Genomic DNA, 19,642 nt, shown 5'->3' on the forward strand with positions numbered 1-19,642 from the left:
AAGCTTCAACCACTGCGGAGTGGTAGTTCAGTTGGTTAGAATACCTGCCTGTCACGCAGGGGGTCGCGGGTTCGAGTCCCGTCCATTCCGCCACTATTTTCCTTTCTTTTCGAAGTGCTGAAAAGATCGTATATAAGCCATCTGCTTAGTGGGCGTGTAGCTCAGTTGGGAGAGCGTCGCCCTTACAAGGCGAATGTCGGGAGTTCGAGCCTCTCCACGCCCACCACTAAGCCGAAGTGAAAGCTTCAACCACTGTGAAGTGGTGTTTGTTGGTTTGATTATCTATCTGTCACTTCTGTGGGGATAGGGGGTCACGGGTTCGAGTCCCGTCCACTGCGGAGTGGTAGTTCAGTTGGTTAGAATACCTGCCTGTCACGCAGGGGGTCGCGGGTTCGAGTCCCGTCCATTCCGCCACTATTTTAAGATGAAGGTTTTGAATACCTATCTTTCATCTTTCAAGGTAATGACTCGCGGTCTAATCCCGTCATTGCTATGCTTTTTTCTAGATTATCTTCGTTTTATAAATACCCTACTCTTCGTGCTGCATACTTTTCCCTTAATGGTTTAGCTCTTTTTCGTCTTATGTTTTAGGGTCTTGTCTGTATTCAATGTTTCTATATATGTCACTTTGAGTATTGGGAATAATGCTGTTGGCTGATACTGTGGTATAAACGTCAGCTACTTTTCTCCTCCGGTTTGTTGTTATTAGGATCTTATTGGGGATACTGGCTCTTTTGTTGCGGTCACTATTAAATGCACATGAATATTAATCAAGCAGAATTGATTTCGATCTGTCCTGATCCTGTCATTTCTATAAATAGACACGGAATTATTTCTGTGTTCAATCCGGCGGCTGAAAGTCTGCTGGGGTATGACGCTACGCAAGTCATAGGAAAGATGAGTATTCGTGAAATCTATCCAAGTGAAGGTGAAGCCAGGAAAATCATGCAGCTTATGATGGATAGTGAGTTGCAGGGAGCCGGCAGAGTCGAAGGGTATGAAACCTACGTACTTAATTGTAAGCGTGAGCGGGTGCCTATTCGGCTGTCTGCGGCGGTGTTGATGAAAGAGGGGCAGTATCGGGGCAGTGTTGGTTTCTTTCACGATATGACTCGCCAGAAGGCACTGGAAACCTCTTTATTAAAGCAGTCTATTACTGACGAGCTGACCGGTTTGTTTAACCAACGGCATTTTTATGTGCAGGTTGCCCGAGAGATGGTTCGGACAAGCCGGTATGGCGGAGAGCTGAGCCTGGTATGCATAGATCTCGATGGTTTTAAGCAAGTTAATGATAACCTTGGGCATCTTGAAGGCGATCAGATCCTTCGTCAGATTGGTAGCATACTAACAGACGGAATGAGGGGGTCTGATCAGTCATTCCGTTATGGTGGCGATGAGTTTATGGTGCTGCTCCCTAATACGTCACTGGATGAGGCGATGCTATTGGGTAATCGTATTAGAGAGGTGTTTAATGCTGAATGCACCTACTCACCTAACTCTCAAAGTAGCAGCGAAATAGTTGTGTCTATGAGCGTTGGTGTTGCTACTAGTTTGGGCATCGATCGGGTTGATTACTTTGTGCAAAAAGCCGATATGGCTATGTATAATGCCAAGCAGTCCGGGGGCGATTGTGTGAAGTCCTTTTTAGTTAATCAGGGCTAGCAATCCCTTACATATCGACTCCTTCGTCACAGTCAATGTCATCTTCATACTCTTCGTTCAGGCTTTCCAGTAACAGTTCTTCTGTGTACTCTTCCATTCTATTATCCTCTTGTTTTCTGGCGGATATCATATTTCTTATTTATGACGAAAAAGTGACAGGTACTTTACCGATTTATGAATGTTAATGAGTCTTCTTGTGTTGTAAATCCCAAGGTTCCGGTTGTTCCTGTAGAGCTACCCGATTTTCAAAAGGCTGGAGTCCGTTTAGATCTGCTGCGCCTAGATCGGGTGCATCCTCTGATTAGCGGCAATAAATGGTTTAAGCTGAAATATGCCCTTGAGGCTGTCCAGGATTCAGCGTGTCAACGTGTTCTCAGTTTCGGAGGGGCCTGGTCTAACCATATTCATGCGCTTGCTTATGCCGGCAGAGAGAAGGGGGTTGAGACTGTTGCAGTTATACGGGGGGAGCGATCGTCACTGCTATCGGATACCTTAGTCGATGCAGAAAACTGGGGAATGTCTCTGGAATTTGTATCCAGAGAGCAGTATCGCAATAAAAGCGATGAGCTATTTCTTCAACAGTTGCGAGCAAAATATGGAGACTATCATCTGCTACCTGAAGGTGGGTCAGGTGAATGGGTTGTTAAGGGTTGCCGTGAAATTCTATCGTTGTGTGTGGCTTCTGATTATGACGTTGTTTGCAGTGCCTGTGGAACAGGAGGGACTCTTGCAGGGCTTATTGCAAGTAAGCCAAAAGGGCTGCAGGTATTAGGTGTGCCTGTTCTGAAAGGGGGTGTTTTTTTGTATCAGGATATTCGTCGACTGTTACAGCAGTCAGGAGTTGATGATCCTGGTGGTTGGGAGCTAGATCTCGATGGTCATGAAGGTGGCTATGCTAAGGTAACATCTGAACTGGCTGAGTCCATGCAGCAATTTTTTGAAGCGACAGGAATTGAGCTGGAGCCGGTGTATACAGGGAAAGCATTTTTGGCGCTGCAGCGTAAAGTTGCACGGGGTGAATTGGCGCGGGGGTGTCGGGTTCTATTAATACACACTGGCGGTATGCAAGGGCTTAGGGGGATGCGTGAAACCCTGTTAAAAAAGCTTAGGCAGAGCAGAGAAATCAGTTAAAACGCTTTAATTATGAGTATAATGTTTTAAAAACAATCGGATAGATGTGATTGCAGAGTCATCATAAAGGTTCAGTAAAATGGCAATGGATAACTTTCGAAATATTGGTTTGATCGGGCGATTGGGTAGTACCAAGGTTCTAGATACTCTTAAGCACCTGATTCGGTTTCTTGATGAGCAGGGGCTGACCCCTATTTTGGATGAAAGGATCGCTTCGGTAATGCCTGGGCATAGTCAGCAAACCAGTACTCAGCGGATGATGGGTGAGATTTGCGACTTAGTTATTGTGGTAGGTGGCGATGGTAGCTTGTTAGGTGCAGCGCGTAATCTTGCACAATCTAATGTGCCTGTTTTAGGTGTTAACAGAGGTAGTCTGGGGTTCTTAACTGATATTTCGCCGGCTGAAATCGAAGCGAAAGTTGGTGAAGTGCTTCAAGGTCAATATACGGTTGACCGCCGTTTCTTGATTGATGTAGTGGTTAAAAGAAATGGTGAGCCTATCGGTGAGTCTACGGGACTCAATGATTGCGTTCTTCATCCAGGCAAGTCCGCTCGTATGATTCAATTTGAACTCTATATCGAAGGTCAGTTTGTTTACACCCAGCGCTCAGATGGACTTATTGTTGCGACCCCTACCGGCTCAACCGCCTATGCGCTGTCGGGCGGTGGCCCAATAATGCATCCACGTTTGGATGCTCTGGTTCTAGTGCCTATGTTCCCGCATACATTGTCCAGCCGTCCGATCGTAGTAGATGGCAATAGTGAGCTTAAATTGGTAATCAGCAAAGGGAATGAAACCTATCCAACTATCAGTTGTGATGGCCAGAAGCATATTAGCTGCGCACCAGGGGATACCATTACCATTCATAAGAAGCCCCATAAGCTTAAATTGCTTCATCCTCTTAGCCATAACTTCTACCAGACCTGCCGGGAAAAACTCGGTTGGGCCACTCCGTTGATCGATTAACCGGAACTGCTATGAGAAAAGCGTACAAGGGCTATGATTTGATCGGTGATGTGCATGGTTGTGCTCTGTCCCTTGAATTGTTGCTACAAAAAATGGGTTATAGTCGCAAAGCTGGGGTATATCAGCACCCACAGCGTCAGGCTATTTTTCTCGGCGATATTGTTGACCGTGGACCACGTATTCGTGAAGCGCTGCATATTGTCCGGGAGATGGTTGAGGGTGGACATGCCCAGATAGTGATGGGTAATCATGAGTTTAACTATCTGTCATACCTGACACCAGGACGACCCGATTCAGGCATGGAATATCTGCGAACCCATAATCGCCGTCACTCGCGAATTTTGAATGAAACGCTGGAACAATTTGCTAACCATCCTCAGGATCAGAAAGATTTTCTCCAATGGTTTATGGAGATGCCTCTGTTTCTCGACTATGAGCCGTTCAGGGTGGTTCATGCTTGCTGGTCTCAGGCTCATATAGATCAATTCGTTAAGGCTCAGGGAGGAAATCAGATTGATGATGATTACCTTCATCGTTCAGCTCATTACGGAACCCCAGAGTGGGAAACAATGGATAGGCTGTTGCGAGGTACCCACCTGAAGATGCCTAACAATGAGTTGATGGTGAGCAAAGATGGCTTTAAAAGGCGATTTTTCCGGACAAAGTTTTGGGCAGATAAGCCCCAGCACTATATTGATGTTGTGTTTCAACCTGATCCGTTACCTGAGCATGTCGCACGCTACCCGTTGACTGAGCAGGATCATAAGGATTTGCTCTATTACAGTGAGGCTGAACCTCTTCTATTCGTTGGTCATTACTGGTGTGATGGTGAGCCAAAGCCAGTGGCCCCGAATGTGGCTTGTATCGACTACAGCGCTGTTAAGTTTGGCAAGCTGGTCGCTTATCGCTTGGATCAGGAAACAGTGCTCGACCCTGCAAAGTTTATCTGGGTGGATGTATTGAAGGAGATTCGTGATGAATCTTGATGCTTTATTGTTGCGTATTAGCTCCCTATGAATGAAGTATTCCGTGTTCCTCTTAATGAGGATCTGAGTGGTTTTACCGCTATTCTATGGCAACACAAAATTCCTCATCGGGTTCTTGAGCAAGATGGAGAGCAGCTGGTGCTGGTGCCTTACAATGTTAATGCTGAGCAGATTGCTCAATTGTTTCAAAAGTGGAAAGAGGGTGCTGATCTCTCTGGATTGCAGGTTCAGAAACAAGGGCAGCAGAACAGTATCAGAGGTATTCTGCGTGCTAAGTTAACTCTGTTTCTGATCGCTATCAGCGTCATTATCACCCTAATGGTTTCTCTGGGTGAAAACCTGCAGTTAATGGGTTGGTTTACTATTGTTGAAATTCAGATAAAGGGAAATCAGGTCTATTACGCAAACCTGATTTCAAGCCTAACTGATGGACAAATCTGGCGTTTTTTTAGTCCGGCGTTTATGCACTTTAATCTGGCACATATTGTCTTTAATCTGCTCTGGGTCTGGGTGGTTGGGCGGCGGATCGAGCTGCTGCTCGGTTGGCCTTCGCTGCTCGGCTTGTTTATGTTTTCGGCACTGGCCTCAAATGTTGCACAGTATTGGGTGAGTGGGCCAATGTTTGGCGGTATGTCGGGCTTCGTTTTTGCGTTGCTGGGTTTTGCCTGGCTTTGGGACAAGGTAAACCCATCCCGTATGATAGGTTTACCGTCTGCGCTGATGGGATTTATGATGTTCTGGTTGGTGTTGGGCTTCAGTGGTGCCCTTGAGTCTCTGGGACTGGGTTCAATAGCGAATACGGCTCACTTGATCGGTTTGGTTGCTGGCCTTTGTTTTGTACCTATTGTTAGCTTTATACAGCGTCGATGAGCGGCGTTTCCCTATGATATTATTGCCGCTCACCGCGGAGGAAATGTAATGAATTTTGAAAAGATGATTGAGGCGATGACGCCCGATGTATACCAGAGTCTGAAAACAGCAGTAGAGCTGGGTAAGTGGCCAAACGGTGACAGACTTACCAGTGAACAGCGTGAAACTAGCCTTCGTGCCGTGATTGCCTATGATCAGACTAAACTGCCAGAACATGAGCGAACTGGTTATATCAATCGGACTAAGAAAGATGGGTCTCAGCACGGAGCTGATCCTCTCGAACCTCAAGTTCTTAAAATTTTGAGCGATGACTGATGCAGGTTATCGCACAAGGGGCATTACAGAAGATGCCCGCAGAGATTGATTCTGAAGTTAAATATCGGTTGAAACTGGGTGATCAGTCAATCGACCTGAATAGCTATGTGGGCCAATCTATTCAACTGGTTTATCAAGGACAGATTCATTGCACTCATTGCGGTCGCAAGACCAATAAAAGTTTCGCACAGGGTCACTGTTACCCCTGCTTTAAAAAGCTACCGCAATGTGATCTCTGTATCATGAGTCCGGAAAAGTGCCATTTTGATCAGGGTACTTGCAGAGATCCTGCGTGGGGAGAGCAGTTCTGTTTTCAAAGTCACTATGTCTATCTTGCAAACTCTTCAGGTATTAAAGTCGGTATTACACGTGGTACTCAGGTGCCGACTCGCTGGATAGACCAGGGTGCTATTCAGGCATTACCGATTCTCCGGGTTGATACACGTTTTCAATCAGGCTTGGTAGAACGGGTTTTTGGTGAGCATGTAGCGGATAAAACCAACTGGCGTGCAATGCTCAAAGGGCAGGTTGATCCGCTGGACCTTATCGCTGAACGGGATAGGCTGTTTGAGCTGTGCCGCTCAGAACTGTCTGAACTTGAGAATCGCTTTGGCCTCCAGGCGATTCAAAGACTACCTGATGCTGAAGTGCTGGAGCTGAACTATCCTGTACTTAATTATCCAGCCAAGGTAACCAGTCTTAACTTTGATAAGAACCCAGTTGTTGAAGGTGTTCTACAGGGTATTAAAGGTCAATATTTGATTCTGGACACCGGTGTGATAAACCTTAGAAAGTTTACCGCTTATGAAGTTCAGTTCAGCGGCTAAGATCTGTTAGTTAATTGTCTAATTGTCATTGCAGGATTTTGAATGAATCAGCCAGCTATAGAGCAACCCAGTGTTATCTTTTTAAAGGATTATGAAGCTCCCGCATTTCTGGTAGAGCAAACAGACCTTCGATTCGAGTTGGAGGAGGAGCAAACACTGGTTCGCTCACAGGTCCGTTATAGTCGTAATCCGGCTAGTGTAAATCGGCAACGGCCTCTGGTGCTTGATGGTCACGAAAGTCTTGACCTGCAAAGACTGAGTATCGATGGCGAAGTGCTCTGCGCACAGGATTACCGACGAGAGGGTGAGCAGCTTACTATTCCTGAGTTACCCGATTCTTTTACTCTGGAGTGTGTTACGCGAATCGAACCGCAGAATAATACGGCTTTGGAAGGACTATATAAATCCGATGGCATGTTTTGTACGCAATGCGAAGCAGAAGGGTTCCGGCGGATAACTTTTTATCAGGATCGTCCGGATGTGATGACGCTGTTTGAAACGACTATTGTTGCCGATAAACAGCTCTATCCGGTTCTTCTGTCTAATGGAAATCTGATCGACAGCGGGGATGAAGAGGGCGGACGACACTGGGTTCGTTGGCAGGATCCATTTCCTAAACCGGCTTACTTGTTTGCCTTGGTTGCCGGGAATCTTCAGTGTATTGAAGATCGTTACACTACCTGCAGTGGGCGGCAGATAGTGCTTAAAATCTTTGCTGAAGCAAAAGATCTGGACAAGTTGGATTACGCTATGACCTCCCTGAAGCATTCTATGCAGTGGGATGAGCAGGTTTATGGTCGCGAGTATGATCTGGATATCTTTATGATCGTCGCGGTCGATTTCTTCAATATGGGGGCGATGGAAAATAAAGGCCTGAATATCTTCAATACCTCCTGTGTTCTTGCTCATCCTCAAACCACAGTAGATGCGGGTTTTCAGAGGGTTGAGGGAGTTGTCGCGCATGAGTATTTCCATAACTGGTCGGGTAACAGAGTCACCTGTCGGGACTGGTTTCAGTTAAGTCTTAAAGAGGGCTTTACAGTCTTCCGTGATTCTGAATTTTCTGCAGACATGAATTCCCGTACGGTTAAACGTATTGAGGATGTGACCCTACTACGTACCGCTCAGTTTGCGGAAGATGCTGGCCCCATGGCGCATCCGGTTCGTCCAGCTTCTTTTATCGAAATCTCGAACTTTTATACGCTGACAGTGTATGAGAAAGGATGTGAAGTAGTGCGTATGCTGCATACGCTGTTAGGTGCCGATACCTTCCGTAAAGGGTCAGATCTGTATTTTGATCGTCATGATGGTCAGGCGGTAACTACGGATGATTTTGTGCAGGCGATGGCGGATGTTAGCGGCCGTGATATGAGCCGTTTTAAGCTTTGGTATAGCCAGTCAGGAACGCCTAAGGTTTCTGTCACCGGTGAGTATGATGCTCAAAATCAACGATACACACTGCATATGCATCAGAGTTGTCCAGCCTCTGCAGATATGGCATCGAAGCAGCCTTTTCTCATTCCTGTAGCGATAGGTCTGCTTGACCCTCAGGGAGATGATATCCCTCTAAATGGAGGGGCTACGACAGAAGTGCTTGAGTTGTTGGCAACTGAGCAAAGTTTTGTTTTTGATAACATATCAGTTGAACCGGTTCCATCGTTGCTGCGGGGATTTTCTGCCCCGGTTAAATTGAAATTCCCCTATAGCCGTGAGCAGTTAGTGTTTTTAATGCAGCATGACAGCGATGGGTTTAATCGTTGGGATGCTGCTCAACAGTTGGCTGTTGGTATTATGTCTGAGCTGATTGGTGATTATCAGCAGGGTAAAGAGTTGATACTTGATCCGGCTTTGGTCAATGCATATGGGGAAGTGCTGAGTAATCAGCGTCTCGATAAGGCGATGGTGGCTAAGGTTCTGACACTGCCTTCAGAGGCGTATCTGAGTGAACTGGCTGACGAGATTGATGTTGAAGCTATTTACAACGTTCGTCGTTTTATCAGGGGCTCTATTGCCGAAGCGCTTGAGCCTGTTTTCCTTCAGGTATACCAAGACAACAATCTGACTGAAGATTACAGTCCTGACGCGCAGTCTGTGGCGCGAAGAAGTTTGAAAAACTTGTCTCTGGCTTATCTGATGGCGACTGAGAAGGAAGATTATCTGGAGTTGGCGCGACAGCAGTTTGAATTGGCGAATAATATGACTGACAGTCAGGCTGCACTGACTCTGATAGCTCATTCAGAGAATCAGGATGCTGCCACGGAAGTGCTCGAGGCGTTCTATCAGCGCTGGCAGAATGAGTCGCTGGTGGTTAATCAGTGGCTCGGTGTGCAGGCAAGTGATCCTAAAGCGGGTGCTCTGGTGCGGGTTAAAGCCCTAATAGAGCATCAGGCTTATGATGCAACAAACCCTAATAAGATTCGCTCCTTGATTGCCGTTTTCTGTGCTCAGAATATGCTGAATTTTCATAATTCTGATGGCAGTGGCTATCGTTTTCTTGCAGATCATATTATTGTATTGAATAAGCAAAACCCGCAGATTGCGTCCCGGTTAATAACACCGCTAACTCGCTGGAAAAAATTTCCTGCTGAGCGTAGTGCGATGATGAAGGCTGAGCTGGAAAGAATTAGTGCCAGCGGCGACCTGTCCCGTGATGTATATGAAGTATTGAGTAAAAGTCTGGCAGGCTAAGGCCTGTATTTAAAGGATAATAAAATGCCAAGAACGATTTCCGAACAGGATAAATTTGAACTGCAACAGAATTTTCGCCGCTATCTGAAGTATCAGGATCAATATGATTCGGCGTTTAATGCATTAAAACATTCCCGTGCCAGCCGAGTATGGCTTGCGGGTCTGGCTACGCTGTTAATCAGCTTTGGCTCAGAGTTTTTTCTAGGAGCATCCGCCGCGCTGTTTGGTGTTTATTTTTATCGGATAGCAGCCGCTTGGTATAGCAGTTTTCAGATAGATGAGGGGCGCGAAGAGGTGTTGCGCTGGTTTTCCTCTAAAGGCTTGAAGTTTGAGGGCCGGATTCTCTATTTTAGAGATGATCAGAAGCTGGAAAAGCCTGTTGATCCATTTTCAGATGAGGTCTATGCCTGAGGCCGGGAGTTTGCCCGATGTCCGTACAACGAGAATACAGAGGGATAAGCCAGCGGGCTAAAAGTCTTCTGGCAAAGCCAGAAGGAATTGATGTTGATTTCAAGCGTGAAATCAATGGCATCAAAAGCCGTGATCTGGTCTCCTTTGCTAATTCGTTGTATGGCGGTGCCATTCTTGTTGGTGTTGATGAATATACCAGTAAAGATGGTTTGCAGCGTGGCCGGGTGGTCGGCTGTGATGTAGATGATGGCTCGCGTTTGAGTCTCATCAATAAAGCTACCGATTGCTACCCTATAGTTGATATTGAACTGATTGTTGAAAACATCAGTAGTAAACCTTTTTTTCGAATAGAAATTGCCCCAGGTGCTAAGCGACCTTACTGTACGCAGAGAGGTGAATACGCTATGCGTGCCGATGCCCGGTCCCGGGCGCTGTACCCTGAAGAATTATTAGCTATGTTTATGGATCGAGAGGGTGAGCTGTTCGTCAGTCGCTTTCGTGAAGCCGTAGCTCAGCTTGAGCACCGGTTAGGGGAGATGGATCATGCATTTGGTTCAGGAATGTTGCAGCTTGTGACACACCTTGATGAGCTTGATGGGCAGGTGCGAAGAACGCTGAATCGGGTTGATCAGATGACTGATAGTGCCAAGAAACGATCCCGAAATATGCTCCAGGCTTTGAAAGATTCCCAAGATAGTATCTCCGGGCTTGAGTCTTTGTTACTCGCCCAGAATGGCAATCCAACTGGGAGGATCGAGATGCTTCGGGATATCCGTAGTCGCCTTGATTTGCTGACAGAAAATCTGACTCCCGAGCACTTGAATCCGGAACAGATGAATCTGAAAAATGGTCTCACTGATGATTGAGCATATTCGAGGCGCTAAATACTGGGTATTTGATCTGGATGGGACTCTGACGCTGCCGGTACATGATTTTGAACATATACGTTTGGAACTTGGGCTTCCTGCGGGCTGCGATATTCTGGCGACTATCGAGGCTAAGCCTGATCCCGAACAGCGGCGTCTGAATCACCAGCTTGATCTGTTGGAGTATTTCTATGCTGAGCAGGTTGTTCCGGCAGAGGGGATTAAAGAGCTTCTGGGCTCACTTGTGCAAAGAGGTTGTCACCTGGGTATTTTGACTAGAAATAAACGGGATGTTGCTTTGCTCTGCCTTGAGAAGATGGGTGTTCAGCATCTTTTCAGTAATGCTGCTGTACTGGGACGGGATGAAGCGATGGCTAAACCTAACCCTGAAGGTATTAATATATTGCTTGGCCTCTGGCGTGCTGAGCCAGGTGAAGCGGTTATGGTAGGCGACTTTAGATATGACCTTGAAGTTGGGCGGGCCGCAGGCCTGGCGACGGTCCATGTGGATCAACGGCCTGACCGAGACTGGCCCGAGTTAACTGATCTTAAGGTTGCTTCGCTGGTGACATTAAACCAATGGCTAGGCTTTTGAATAGGGTGTTTTTGACTCCGGTCAAGATCAAGACGCAAAGCTGAGGTATAGTATTTGTTCTCAAAGGAGGGCGTTATGACTGTATTGAATGAGTTACATCAGGATCATGTAAACCTGAATAAGTTATTGGCAGTGTTGGGTTATAAGCTGGATAAACTGAAACAGGGTGAAATGCCAAACTTTGTATTGCTTAGTGATGCGGTTGATTATATCAGTAACTACGCAGATGCTTACCATCATCCCCTTGAAGATCAGATGTATGAATACTTTAAGGACTCAGGTTGTCCGGAGCTGGATGAGGCAATTATTCAGTGTGGTAAGGAGCACAAGCAGTTAAAGCTAAGCGCAGAAGAGTTGATAGAGGCGGTAGATTGTATTTTAAATGACGCCGTTGTACCGATGGATCAATTTGCAGCTAAGCTTGAAAGTTTTCTTGATCGCCAGGTTGAACATTTGAATTTGGAAGAGGGGACTCTGTTTCCGCTTCTGGATGAGATTGCTAGTGATGAGCAATGGAATACCCTGATCAAAGAATTACCGAAAATGGATGATCCGCTTTTTGGTGAACAACAGAAACAACGTTATATCGATCTTTATTCTGAGTTGCTGCAAGATATGCAGTAAGCTTAGTTCCCGTTGAGGCTGGGGCTCAAGGTGTTGAAGAGTTCTGGCTTCATATTCGGGAGAGGGCAGTATTCAATACGATTTCTGCCTCTGTCCTTCGCTTGGTACACCGCTTCATCGGCTGCTTTCAAGAGTGCATGAGCTTGGGCGTCCAGATCATCAAAGGCAAAACTCTCCGGTGTGCAGCAGGTTACGCCGATAGATGCGCTGATTCTGAATGGTTTGCATTCGCTATCATGAATCACCATATGAAGAATTTTTTGCCGTAATTGATTGCCAATCTCTATCGCTTTTTCCGAATTACAGTTAGGCAGTAGAATAGCAAATTCTTCACCGCCGTAGCGGGCGATAAAGTCTGTTTTGCGCAGGTTTTTCTTGAGCAATATCCCCACTGACTGTAAAACTTTGTCACCTATCTGGTGGCCAAAATTATCGTTAACCAGTTTAAAGAAATCCAAGTCGATAAACAGGCAACTCAACGCCGTTTTGTGGCGGCTGGCTCGGGATAGTTCTTTAACGATTTCTTGGTCAAAGGCGCGGCGATTATTCACCTTAGTCAGCATGTCGATAATACTGAGGCGTTTCAGATTCTGTTGGTTGATACAGTTTTCGATGCAAACTGAGATGACCGACGCCATATGACCGATATAGTCATAGTCAAAATGCTCGCTATATCGTGTTGGATCGTTGCTTCCAAGATGTAGGCTGCCAATGAGACAGTTATGACGAACCAGAGGTAGTAGCGCGCTGCTTAGAACTGAGGGAGTGCTTGGAAAAGCGATACTTTTCAGTGGGGCGCTGAGTTCTCCGACTCTCAGTTTAGGTGTGGGAAACAGGCTTGTTAATAATCTTTGATTATTAACAAAGCGCAGTGAATGTCCTGGCTCCGGAGGTGTGTAATCATCCAGTAGATCACGGGCAGCATTTTCTGGATCTAACAATATGAGGTTAACTGCTGTAAGCCGGAAATGCTCACGGAATTCAATCAGAATTAGATCAAGTAGCTCGTTAAGAGAGCTACAGCTGAACAATCGAATCTCCATTTCAAAGAATGAACGAAGAATAGCCTCATTTCGCTCGACCTTATTGGTAAGCAAATGAAGCGATCGGCGTAACTCTTTGTTTTCTTTTTCGATTGATCCCATACAAAGCCCGTTTTGCTCTGTGCTATGAAAGGTTTATCGGCCACGAGGGTCAACTATAGAGGAAAAAAAGCGAATAAAGAGAGAAAGATTAGACCTATTCGGAATAAACTTTGTGTTGTTTGACGTAGATGCTTGTTTTGCGGAGGCTTGCGAGGGATTTTGTTAAAAAATCCCGCTACCCAAAGTGAGTAGCGGGCTTAAAAAATAGCATATTTACGCGCTTGTTAAGCTGGCTGACCAGAATGTTCTGGATGTGTACTGATGAAGTGATTCAGTACTTTACGCAGCAATTCCTCGTGGGCTTTATCCCCTTTGAGTTGCGCATTAGCAATGTCATCAAGGATTATTTTCTTCACCTTAGCTTCGCCCTGATGGGTACATAGGTAATTGCCTATTGCCATGGCGATGATCGGGTCGGTGTGCTCATGTTCAGCGATCGCTTCAACTTCATCTTGTGTGAGGTCGCTCAAGTGGAGGCACTCTTCATAAGTTAGCATTACATTCCCCTTGTTATTCTAATGCTGTTTGCTTTCTATGCTTTTTGAAAGGCTCATAAGAAATTATGTACGGCTGCCTGCTACCTATAATACTAGGCCGGAGATGACCTTTTATCTAACCGTTTTGGATGATTTCTTATATAACTTTCTTCTTATAAATAAGTAAATGATATATCTCCGGGTTATAAATTCACCGTTACTGACTACCCCCTTGATCGCTGACGAAGCCTGTCTTAAAAAGCGATCAGATATCACTGTATTATGAGGCTTATATTTATATATATTAGTTTATGCTAAATTAGCATTTATGAAAAGTTATTATGCTGACTGGCAATAGCTTAGCTTTGATTAAGATCGACTATTTTATAAATTGGAAGTCACGGATGATGGGCAAGTTAAATGATGGATACTAAAGCAGAAGAAGGTATTGGTAAGCCTAGGAGACAGTGGGTTTTGATGATAGTTATCGTCGTGTCACTGGCATTGGGTTTTATCTTTTCTCAAATATTTCACTCAGCGCAGGGGCTCGCGGTTACTTTTCATAACAGCAGCGAAGAGGTGATTGAGTCTATTCAACTCGATTTTGGTAGTTCAGATACTCAGTCACGGATTCAGGCATTTCGTATACCGGCGGGACAGGAACGTCTGTTATTCCTGAATCATGAACCCGGCATGGGCTTTAATGTGCTGGTGAAATATAGGAATGGAGCTCAACAAGAATTCTGTGCACTGAGAGGAGATGAACAGTCAGCGCCGGTTCTATATTTACATCCCTGATTTTTGTCTATTCTTTTCTGAAAGGCAGTCGTTGCCGCAGAGTTTCCATGTCCTGTCGAAGAAGCTGTTCTTCTTCCTCGGTAAAGCGTTGTACCGCGTCGTTGAATCCTGAATGGGCAAGCCAGTGAGCAGACCAGGTTTCAATAGGCTCAAAGCCTCTCTGAATCTTATGCTCTCCCTGAGCCCCCGGATCGAATCGTTGCAGCTTGTGGCGAATACAGTATTCAATCCCCTGGTAATAGCAGGTTTCAAAATGCAGAGAGTCATATTCAGCCTGAGCGCCCCAATAGCGGCCATATAGCGTCGACTCTCCTTGTAAGAACATCGCTGCGGCGACAGGGTTTTTATCGCTGTAGTTGAGGTCAAAAGCAAAACAAATATGTAATTGTTCAGCCAGCGTATCTCTAAGCAGTTTGAAAAAAGTTTGGTTCAGATAACCCTGGCGGCCCCGCTTTAAATAGGTAATCTGATAGAACTGGTAAAACTGATCTAAGAGGTCATCGGTTAACTCTGCACCGCTGATAAAGCGATGCTGGATATTCTGTTGGGTTATTTTGCTACGCTCTTTACGCAGGTTCTTCCGCTTTCGGGAGCTGAAAGTGTCAAGAAAATCCTCGAAACAGCTGAAATTATGGTTAAACCAGTGATACTGAGTGCCAAGACGATAACTCAGTTCACTGAACTCTTGTTGTTCCAGTAGTTGTCCTTCAAGAAACAGTCCATGCCACCCGGATGCGTTGTATTGAGATGCCAGCTGTTTAATAGCTGAAAGACTATCCCGGGTAAGTGCCAGTTGCTCAGATTCATCCAGATGAGTAGCGAAAAGTTGTCTCGGCCCGTAGCAGGGAGTGAAGGGTATAGCGGTGATTAATTTTGGATAATAATCGATGCCGTTTCGCTGATAGGCTTCAGCCCAGCTCCAGTCGAATACATATTCGCCATAGGAGTGGTTTTTAAGATAAAGGGGCATGATTGCAAGGGTCTGTTCACCTTCTGTAATTTGGAGGTGGCAAGGCTGCCAGCCCGTTTCTGGCGTAACGCAACCGGATTGTTCGAGGCAATGAAGGAACTCGTACCGCAAAAAGGGATAATCGATCGGGCAGAGGCTATTCCACTGTTTCTCTCCGATCTCATTTATTGCGCTGTGGAAATTGAATTGCGGCATTTTGTCCTATACTGTTCTGAACAGTGATTATTATCTAACTGCCCGATAATAAAGCTAAAACTATATGATAAATGTACACATCAGCAGTCACATTGTGTTCAAGATAGCATGATTGTAGATATCTTTACTTTAGGAGATTAGGAATGGATGAGCTGGAGTTAGAATTTGAGCTGAACTCTCGTCTGGAACAGGATTGCATAACGCTGGGCGATTTTCCTCTATCGCGTTTGTTGCTTTTAAATGATGCTAATTTCCCTTGGTTTATTCTTGTGCCTAAGCGGGTAGACGTTAGCGAGATATATCACCTATCACTGGCGGATCAGGCTCAGTTACTGCATGAATCTTCGTTTTTGGCGGAAAATCTCCATGATGTATTTGATGCGGATAAGATGAATATAGCGGCGATAGGCAATATGGTGAAACAGTTGCACCTGCATCATATAGTTCGCTATGAGACAGATGCTGTTTGGCCTGCGCCGGTTTGGGGCGCGCTTCCTGCAACGCCTTATACCGATGCACAGATTCAGGAAATTCATCACAAATTACAGATGATGATGCCTCAAGAGGTTAATTTCGTAGCCAGTAATCTACTGAACTAGTTTCTCTTCTAAAATGGCCTAATTGCCCCTGTCAGTGGGCGATATTTCAGGTATAATTCGCGCTTTTCTTAGTAAGGTGGCTGTGCTTGAACATAAGCATGGGCTCTTTGTGTTTGTAGTGCTGTTTTTTAAAGGAACGTTGTTTTCCGAGGAAACGTTGCTAGCTATGCCTATCTTTGATTTTGAATGCCGCAAATGTGGCAATGAGTTTGAAAAACTGGTGCTGAAAATATCTGCACCAGCGCCAGAATGTTCTGCATGCAAGTCTGCAGATGTGGTGAAGAAAATATCGGCCCCTGGTTTTAGATTGTCCGGTAGTGGCTGGTATGAAACTGATTTTAAAACCGGAAAGAAAAAGAACCTGGCGAATAGTCAGGACTAGTCCGGAAACTGATTTTTAATTGTCTGAATGAACATTGATTCAGCGTGCTAAGTAACAGGAACATTTAACTATGCGCAGTCATTATTGCGGCGATCTTAGAAAAGAGCATATCGGCGAAGATATTACACTGACCGGGTGGATCCACCGTCGTCGGGATCACGGGGGAGTAATCTTCCTTGATCTTCGTGATCGTGAAGGTCTTACTCAGGTGGTGTTTGACCCTGATCGCGAAGAGAGCTTTGCACTGGCAAATAGCTGCCGTAATGAGTTTGTGGTTGAGATTAAAGGTACTGTTCGTCACCGCCCTGAAGGTACCGTTAACTCGGATATGCCGACCGGTGAGATCGAAGTATTAGGTAAAGAGATGGTAATTCTGAATAAATCAGAAACACCTCCTTTCCAGTTGGATGAACATCAGCAGGTGGGTGAAGATGTACGTCTGCGTCATCGCTTTATCGATCTACGTCGTCCAGAGATGCAGGAAAAATTACGTTTTCGCTCAAAAGTCAGCAACTCTATCCGTAATTTCCTGGATGACCATGGCTTCCTGGATATCGAAACGCCGATCCTGAACCGTGCGACGCCAGAGGGTGCGCGTGACTATCTGGTACCTAGCCGGGTTCATGAGGGTCACTTCTTTGCGTTGCCGCAATCTCCGCAGTTGTTTAAACAGCTGTTGATGGTAGCGGGTTTTGATCGTTACTATCAGATCGCTAAATGTTTCCGTGATGAAGACTTACGGGCAGATCGTCAGCCTGAGTTTACGCAGATCGATATCGAAACCTCTTTCATGAATGAAGAGGAAATTATGGGCATCACTGAAAAGATGATCCGTAAGCTTTTCCTTGAGCTGAAAGGCGTTGAGCTGGGTGAATTCCCACGTATGCCATATTCTGAGGCAATGTCACGTTTTGGCTCTGATAAGCCTGACTTGCGTTTCCCTATGGAGCTGGTTGATGTTGCTGATCTCATGGCAGAGATTGAGTTTAAGGTGTTTGCTGGTCCTGCTAACGATCCTGGCGGCCGTGTCGCTGCATTAAGAGTTCCGGGTGGCGCTAAGCTGACCCGTAAGATCATTGATGAGTACACCAAGTTTGTTGGTATTTATGGCGCTAAGGGTCTTGCCTGGATCAAAGTAAACGAGCTTGAGAAAGGTGCTGAAGGTCTGCAGTCTCCGATTGTTAAGTTCCTTGGCGAAGAGGTAGCGATGGCTATCATGACGCGTCTGGGTGCAGAGAACGGCGATATTATCTTCTTTGGCGCAGATAAAGAGAAGATTGTCTCTGAAGCGTTGGGCGCTCTGCGTATTAAAGTAGGTGAGGATCTGGAGATGTCCCAGGCCGAGTGGGCGCCTTTGTGGGTCGTTGACTTCCCGATGTTTGAAGAGACTGATAAGGGTGGTCTGACCGCGTTACATCACCCATTTACAGCACCTAGCTGTAGTCCGGAAGCGCTTAAGGCTAATCCGTTGGATGCGCTTTCCCGTGCTTACGATATGGTTCTGAATGGCTGTGAGTTGGGTGGAGGTTCTATCCGTATTCATGATCAGCAGATGCAGTCTACAGTACTCGAGATTCTGGGTATCTCTGCTGAAGAAGCAGATGATAAATTTGGCTTCTTGTTAGACGCGCTTAAATACGGTGCACCACCGCACGGTGGTTTGGCGTTCGGTCTGGATCGTCTGCTCATGCTGATGACCGGTTCCGATTCTATTCGTGAAGTTATCGCCTTCCCTAAAACTCAGAGTGCTTCTTGTCCATTGACGGATGCGCCGGGTGAGGTAAGTGCTGCTCAGCTACGTGAATTAAACATCAAGCTACGCAAAACTCCTTAAGGTATTTTGCAGTTAATTATAAAGCCGTGCACTGCACGGCTTTTTTTATGCCCGGTTCTGGGGTATTGTGCTCTGTATAAATAAACAGTGTTTTTGGATTGATAAGCGGTTATGTTGATTTTAGGGATAGATCCGGGCTCGCGGATTACCGGTTACGGTATTATCAATTCCGTTGGGGCCAAGAATGAATATGTGGCCAGCGGCTGTATTCGTATCAAGGGCGATACGCTCCCTGATAGGTTGAAGCAGGTTTATGCCGGCGTAACTGAAGTTATAGAGCTGTACTGTCCTCAGGAGATGGCGATTGAACAGGTGTTTATGGCGCGTAATGCAGATTCAGCGCTTAAGCTGGGGCAGGCTCGCGGTGTAGCAATTGTAGCCGGGGTCAATCAGGGTTTGGAGGTGGCTGAGTATGCCGCCCGAAGAGTTAAGCAAGCCGTTGTCGGTAAGGGGTCTGCGGAAAAGTCACAGGTACAGCATATGGTGAGCTCTATTTTGAAGTTGCCAGGCTTGCCCCAGGAAGATGCAGCCGACGCGCTGGCAATCGCTCTCTGTCATGCTCACACCCGTAGTAGCCTGATAATGATGGCGGGTGCTAAAGGCAGTCGCGGAGGGCGATTGCGTTGAATGATTTTATCACCATGGAGCAGATGATTTACCTGTTTGATATGGCGGGAGTCTCCGTATTTGCAATAACGGGCGCACTGGCTGCACGGGGTAAAAAACTGGATATTCTGGGTGTTGTGGTGCTAGGTATAGTGACGGCGCTGGGAGGAGGTACCATCCGTGATATATCTTTGAACGATCACCCGCTTATCTGGGTTGAAGATACGGCTTACCTCTGGACAGCCATTATCTCGTCGATCAGCGCGTTTATTCTGTGTCGTTATCTGTCATATCCGCGCCGGTTGATGCTGTTGCTGGATGCGCTGGGAATGTCTCTGTTTGCTGTATTGGGTGCTCAGAAAGCGATAGCACTGGGAATGCCTCCGGTTATTGCTGTAATGATGGCGATGATTACCGGCTGTGCTGGAGGGATGATTCGTGACATTCTGACCGGGCAGATTCCACTAATTTTGCAACGAAATGGCGAGCTCTATGCAACCTGTGCCATGTTGGGCGCAATCGTATATATAGTTTTCAGCGAAATTGTTGATGGTGGAGTGCTTATGCTGGTCTCTATTACTGTTGCGCTGGTCGTTCGTTTAGCATCGATGTACACCGGACTTGAGTTACCTGAGTTCGTTATGAAGGGACATAAACTTGAGCCCAAAGATAAAGTTAATCGGGAGATGAAATAA

Annotated in this window: 21 protein-coding genes and 4 tRNA genes; 22 read left to right on the forward strand and 3 right to left on the reverse strand. The window is 46.0% G+C overall.

Annotated elements, in window-relative coordinates; translation table 11 throughout:
• Window positions 1–16 precede the first annotated feature (16 nt).
• The 16 genes from QZZ54_RS14740 (at window position 17) to QZZ54_RS14815 (ending at window position 11,942) form a co-directional block, all read left to right on the forward strand.
• Window positions 17–93, forward strand: a tRNA-Asp gene (locus QZZ54_RS14740).
• A 57-nt stretch (window positions 94–150) separates the two neighbouring features.
• Window positions 151–226, forward strand: a tRNA-Val gene (locus tag QZZ54_RS14745).
• Window positions 227–258: 32 nt separating this feature from the next.
• Window positions 259–338 (forward strand) — tRNA-OTHER (locus QZZ54_RS14750).
• A tRNA-Asp gene (locus QZZ54_RS14755) sits at window positions 338–414 on the forward strand. Before QZZ54_RS14750 ends, QZZ54_RS14755 begins: the two co-directional genes overlap by 1 nt.
• Before the next feature lie 345 nt (window positions 415–759).
• Window positions 760–1,662 (forward strand): GGDEF domain-containing protein, encoded by a 903-nt coding sequence (locus QZZ54_RS14760; RefSeq protein ID WP_290703657.1) that lies wholly within the window; start codon window positions 760–762, stop codon window positions 1,660–1,662.
• 174 nt (window positions 1,663–1,836) lie between these two features.
• Window positions 1,837–2,793 carry a pyridoxal-phosphate dependent enzyme gene (locus tag QZZ54_RS14765; RefSeq protein ID WP_290703527.1) on the forward strand — a complete coding sequence of 319 codons (957 nt, stop codon included), beginning with the start codon at window positions 1,837–1,839 and terminating at the stop codon, window positions 2,791–2,793.
• Window positions 2,794–2,878: 85 nt separating this feature from the next.
• Entirely contained in the window at window positions 2,879–3,760 is an 882-nt protein-coding gene (locus tag QZZ54_RS14770) for an NAD(+) kinase (protein WP_290703659.1), read from the forward strand.
• Between the two features lie 11 nt (window positions 3,761–3,771).
• Window positions 3,772–4,746 carry a metallophosphoesterase gene (locus tag QZZ54_RS14775; protein WP_290703529.1) on the forward strand — a complete coding sequence of 325 codons (975 nt, stop codon included), beginning with the start codon at window positions 3,772–3,774 and terminating at the stop codon, window positions 4,744–4,746.
• Window positions 4,747–4,773: 27 nt separating this feature from the next.
• Window positions 4,774–5,616 carry a rhomboid family intramembrane serine protease gene (locus tag QZZ54_RS14780; protein ID WP_290703531.1) on the forward strand — a complete coding sequence of 281 codons (843 nt, stop codon included), beginning with the start codon at window positions 4,774–4,776 and terminating at the stop codon, window positions 5,614–5,616.
• A 48-nt stretch (window positions 5,617–5,664) separates the two neighbouring features.
• On the forward strand, window positions 5,665–5,931 hold the full coding sequence (locus QZZ54_RS14785) for a DUF1315 family protein (protein WP_290703533.1): 267 nt from the start codon (window positions 5,665–5,667) through the stop codon (window positions 5,929–5,931).
• Window positions 5,931–6,758, forward strand: coding sequence for a DUF2797 domain-containing protein (locus QZZ54_RS14790; protein ID WP_290703534.1), 828 nt, complete (start codon window positions 5,931–5,933; stop codon window positions 6,756–6,758). Before QZZ54_RS14785 ends, QZZ54_RS14790 begins: the two co-directional genes overlap by 1 nt.
• 42 nt (window positions 6,759–6,800) lie before the next feature.
• The gene (pepN, locus tag QZZ54_RS14795; protein WP_290703536.1) at window positions 6,801–9,446 is read left to right on the forward strand and encodes an aminopeptidase N; all 2,646 of its coding nucleotides are present in this window, start codon (window positions 6,801–6,803) and stop codon (window positions 9,444–9,446) included.
• Between the two features lie 24 nt (window positions 9,447–9,470).
• Entirely contained in the window at window positions 9,471–9,857 is a 387-nt protein-coding gene (locus QZZ54_RS14800; RefSeq protein WP_290703538.1) for a hypothetical protein, read from the forward strand.
• A 17-nt stretch (window positions 9,858–9,874) separates the two neighbouring features.
• Entirely contained in the window at window positions 9,875–10,723 is an 849-nt protein-coding gene (locus QZZ54_RS14805; protein WP_290703540.1) for an ATP-binding protein, read from the forward strand.
• Window positions 10,716–11,318, forward strand: a complete 603-nt coding sequence (locus QZZ54_RS14810) for an HAD family hydrolase (protein WP_290703542.1) — start codon at window positions 10,716–10,718, stop codon at window positions 11,316–11,318. Before QZZ54_RS14805 ends, QZZ54_RS14810 begins: the two co-directional genes overlap by 8 nt.
• Window positions 11,319–11,393: 75 nt before the next feature.
• On the forward strand, window positions 11,394–11,942 hold the full coding sequence (locus tag QZZ54_RS14815) for a hemerythrin domain-containing protein (RefSeq protein WP_290703544.1): 549 nt from the start codon (window positions 11,394–11,396) through the stop codon (window positions 11,940–11,942).
• Between the two features lie 2 nt (window positions 11,943–11,944).
• On the opposite strand, the gene QZZ54_RS14820 is transcribed toward QZZ54_RS14815, so the two are convergent.
• Together QZZ54_RS14820 and QZZ54_RS14825 are read right to left on the reverse strand one after the other, a co-directional pair.
• On the reverse strand, window positions 11,945–13,087 hold the full coding sequence (locus QZZ54_RS14820; protein ID WP_290703546.1) for a sensor domain-containing diguanylate cyclase: 1,143 nt from the start codon (window positions 13,085–13,087) through the stop codon (window positions 11,945–11,947).
• Between the two features lie 224 nt (window positions 13,088–13,311).
• A complete protein-coding gene (locus tag QZZ54_RS14825) occupies window positions 13,312–13,584 on the reverse strand; it encodes a hypothetical protein (RefSeq protein ID WP_290703548.1) in 273 nt (90 codons plus the stop codon).
• A 399-nt stretch (window positions 13,585–13,983) separates the two neighbouring features.
• Between QZZ54_RS14825 and QZZ54_RS14830 the strand changes: the two genes are divergently transcribed.
• The gene (locus tag QZZ54_RS14830) at window positions 13,984–14,361 is read left to right on the forward strand and encodes a hypothetical protein (protein ID WP_290703550.1); all 378 of its coding nucleotides are present in this window, start codon (window positions 13,984–13,986) and stop codon (window positions 14,359–14,361) included.
• A gap of 7 nt (window positions 14,362–14,368) precedes the next feature.
• On the opposite strand, the gene QZZ54_RS14835 is transcribed toward QZZ54_RS14830, so the two are convergent.
• Window positions 14,369–15,526, reverse strand: a complete 1,158-nt coding sequence (locus QZZ54_RS14835; protein WP_290703552.1) for a GNAT family N-acetyltransferase — start codon at window positions 15,524–15,526, stop codon at window positions 14,369–14,371.
• 143 nt (window positions 15,527–15,669) lie between these two features.
• On the opposite strand from QZZ54_RS14835, the gene QZZ54_RS14840 reads away from it, so the two are divergent.
• The 5 genes from QZZ54_RS14840 to QZZ54_RS14860 all read left to right on the forward strand — a co-directional run bounded on the left by QZZ54_RS14840 (window position 15,670) and on the right by QZZ54_RS14860 (window position 19,642).
• Window positions 15,670–16,125, forward strand: a complete 456-nt coding sequence (locus QZZ54_RS14840) for an HIT domain-containing protein (RefSeq protein ID WP_290703554.1) — start codon at window positions 15,670–15,672, stop codon at window positions 16,123–16,125.
• 34 nt (window positions 16,126–16,159) lie between these two features.
• On the forward strand, window positions 16,160–16,507 hold the full coding sequence (locus tag QZZ54_RS19205) for a zinc ribbon domain-containing protein (RefSeq protein WP_366645697.1): 348 nt from the start codon (window positions 16,160–16,162) through the stop codon (window positions 16,505–16,507).
• 70 nt (window positions 16,508–16,577) lie between these two features.
• The gene (gene aspS, locus QZZ54_RS14850) at window positions 16,578–18,341 is read left to right on the forward strand and encodes an aspartate--tRNA ligase (RefSeq protein ID WP_290703555.1); all 1,764 of its coding nucleotides are present in this window, start codon (window positions 16,578–16,580) and stop codon (window positions 18,339–18,341) included.
• A 111-nt stretch (window positions 18,342–18,452) separates the two neighbouring features.
• Window positions 18,453–18,968: a crossover junction endodeoxyribonuclease RuvC gene (gene ruvC, locus QZZ54_RS14855; RefSeq protein WP_290703557.1), complete on the forward strand. Its 516-nt coding sequence runs from the start codon at window positions 18,453–18,455 to the stop codon at window positions 18,966–18,968.
• Window positions 18,965–19,642: a trimeric intracellular cation channel family protein gene (locus QZZ54_RS14860; protein ID WP_290703560.1), complete on the forward strand. Its 678-nt coding sequence runs from the start codon at window positions 18,965–18,967 to the stop codon at window positions 19,640–19,642. The genes ruvC and QZZ54_RS14860 overlap by 4 nt, the downstream gene beginning before the upstream one ends.

It is taken from the genome of Amphritea sp. (assembly GCF_016744155.1).
Taxonomy (GTDB): Bacteria; Pseudomonadota; Gammaproteobacteria; order Pseudomonadales; family Balneatricaceae; genus Amphritea.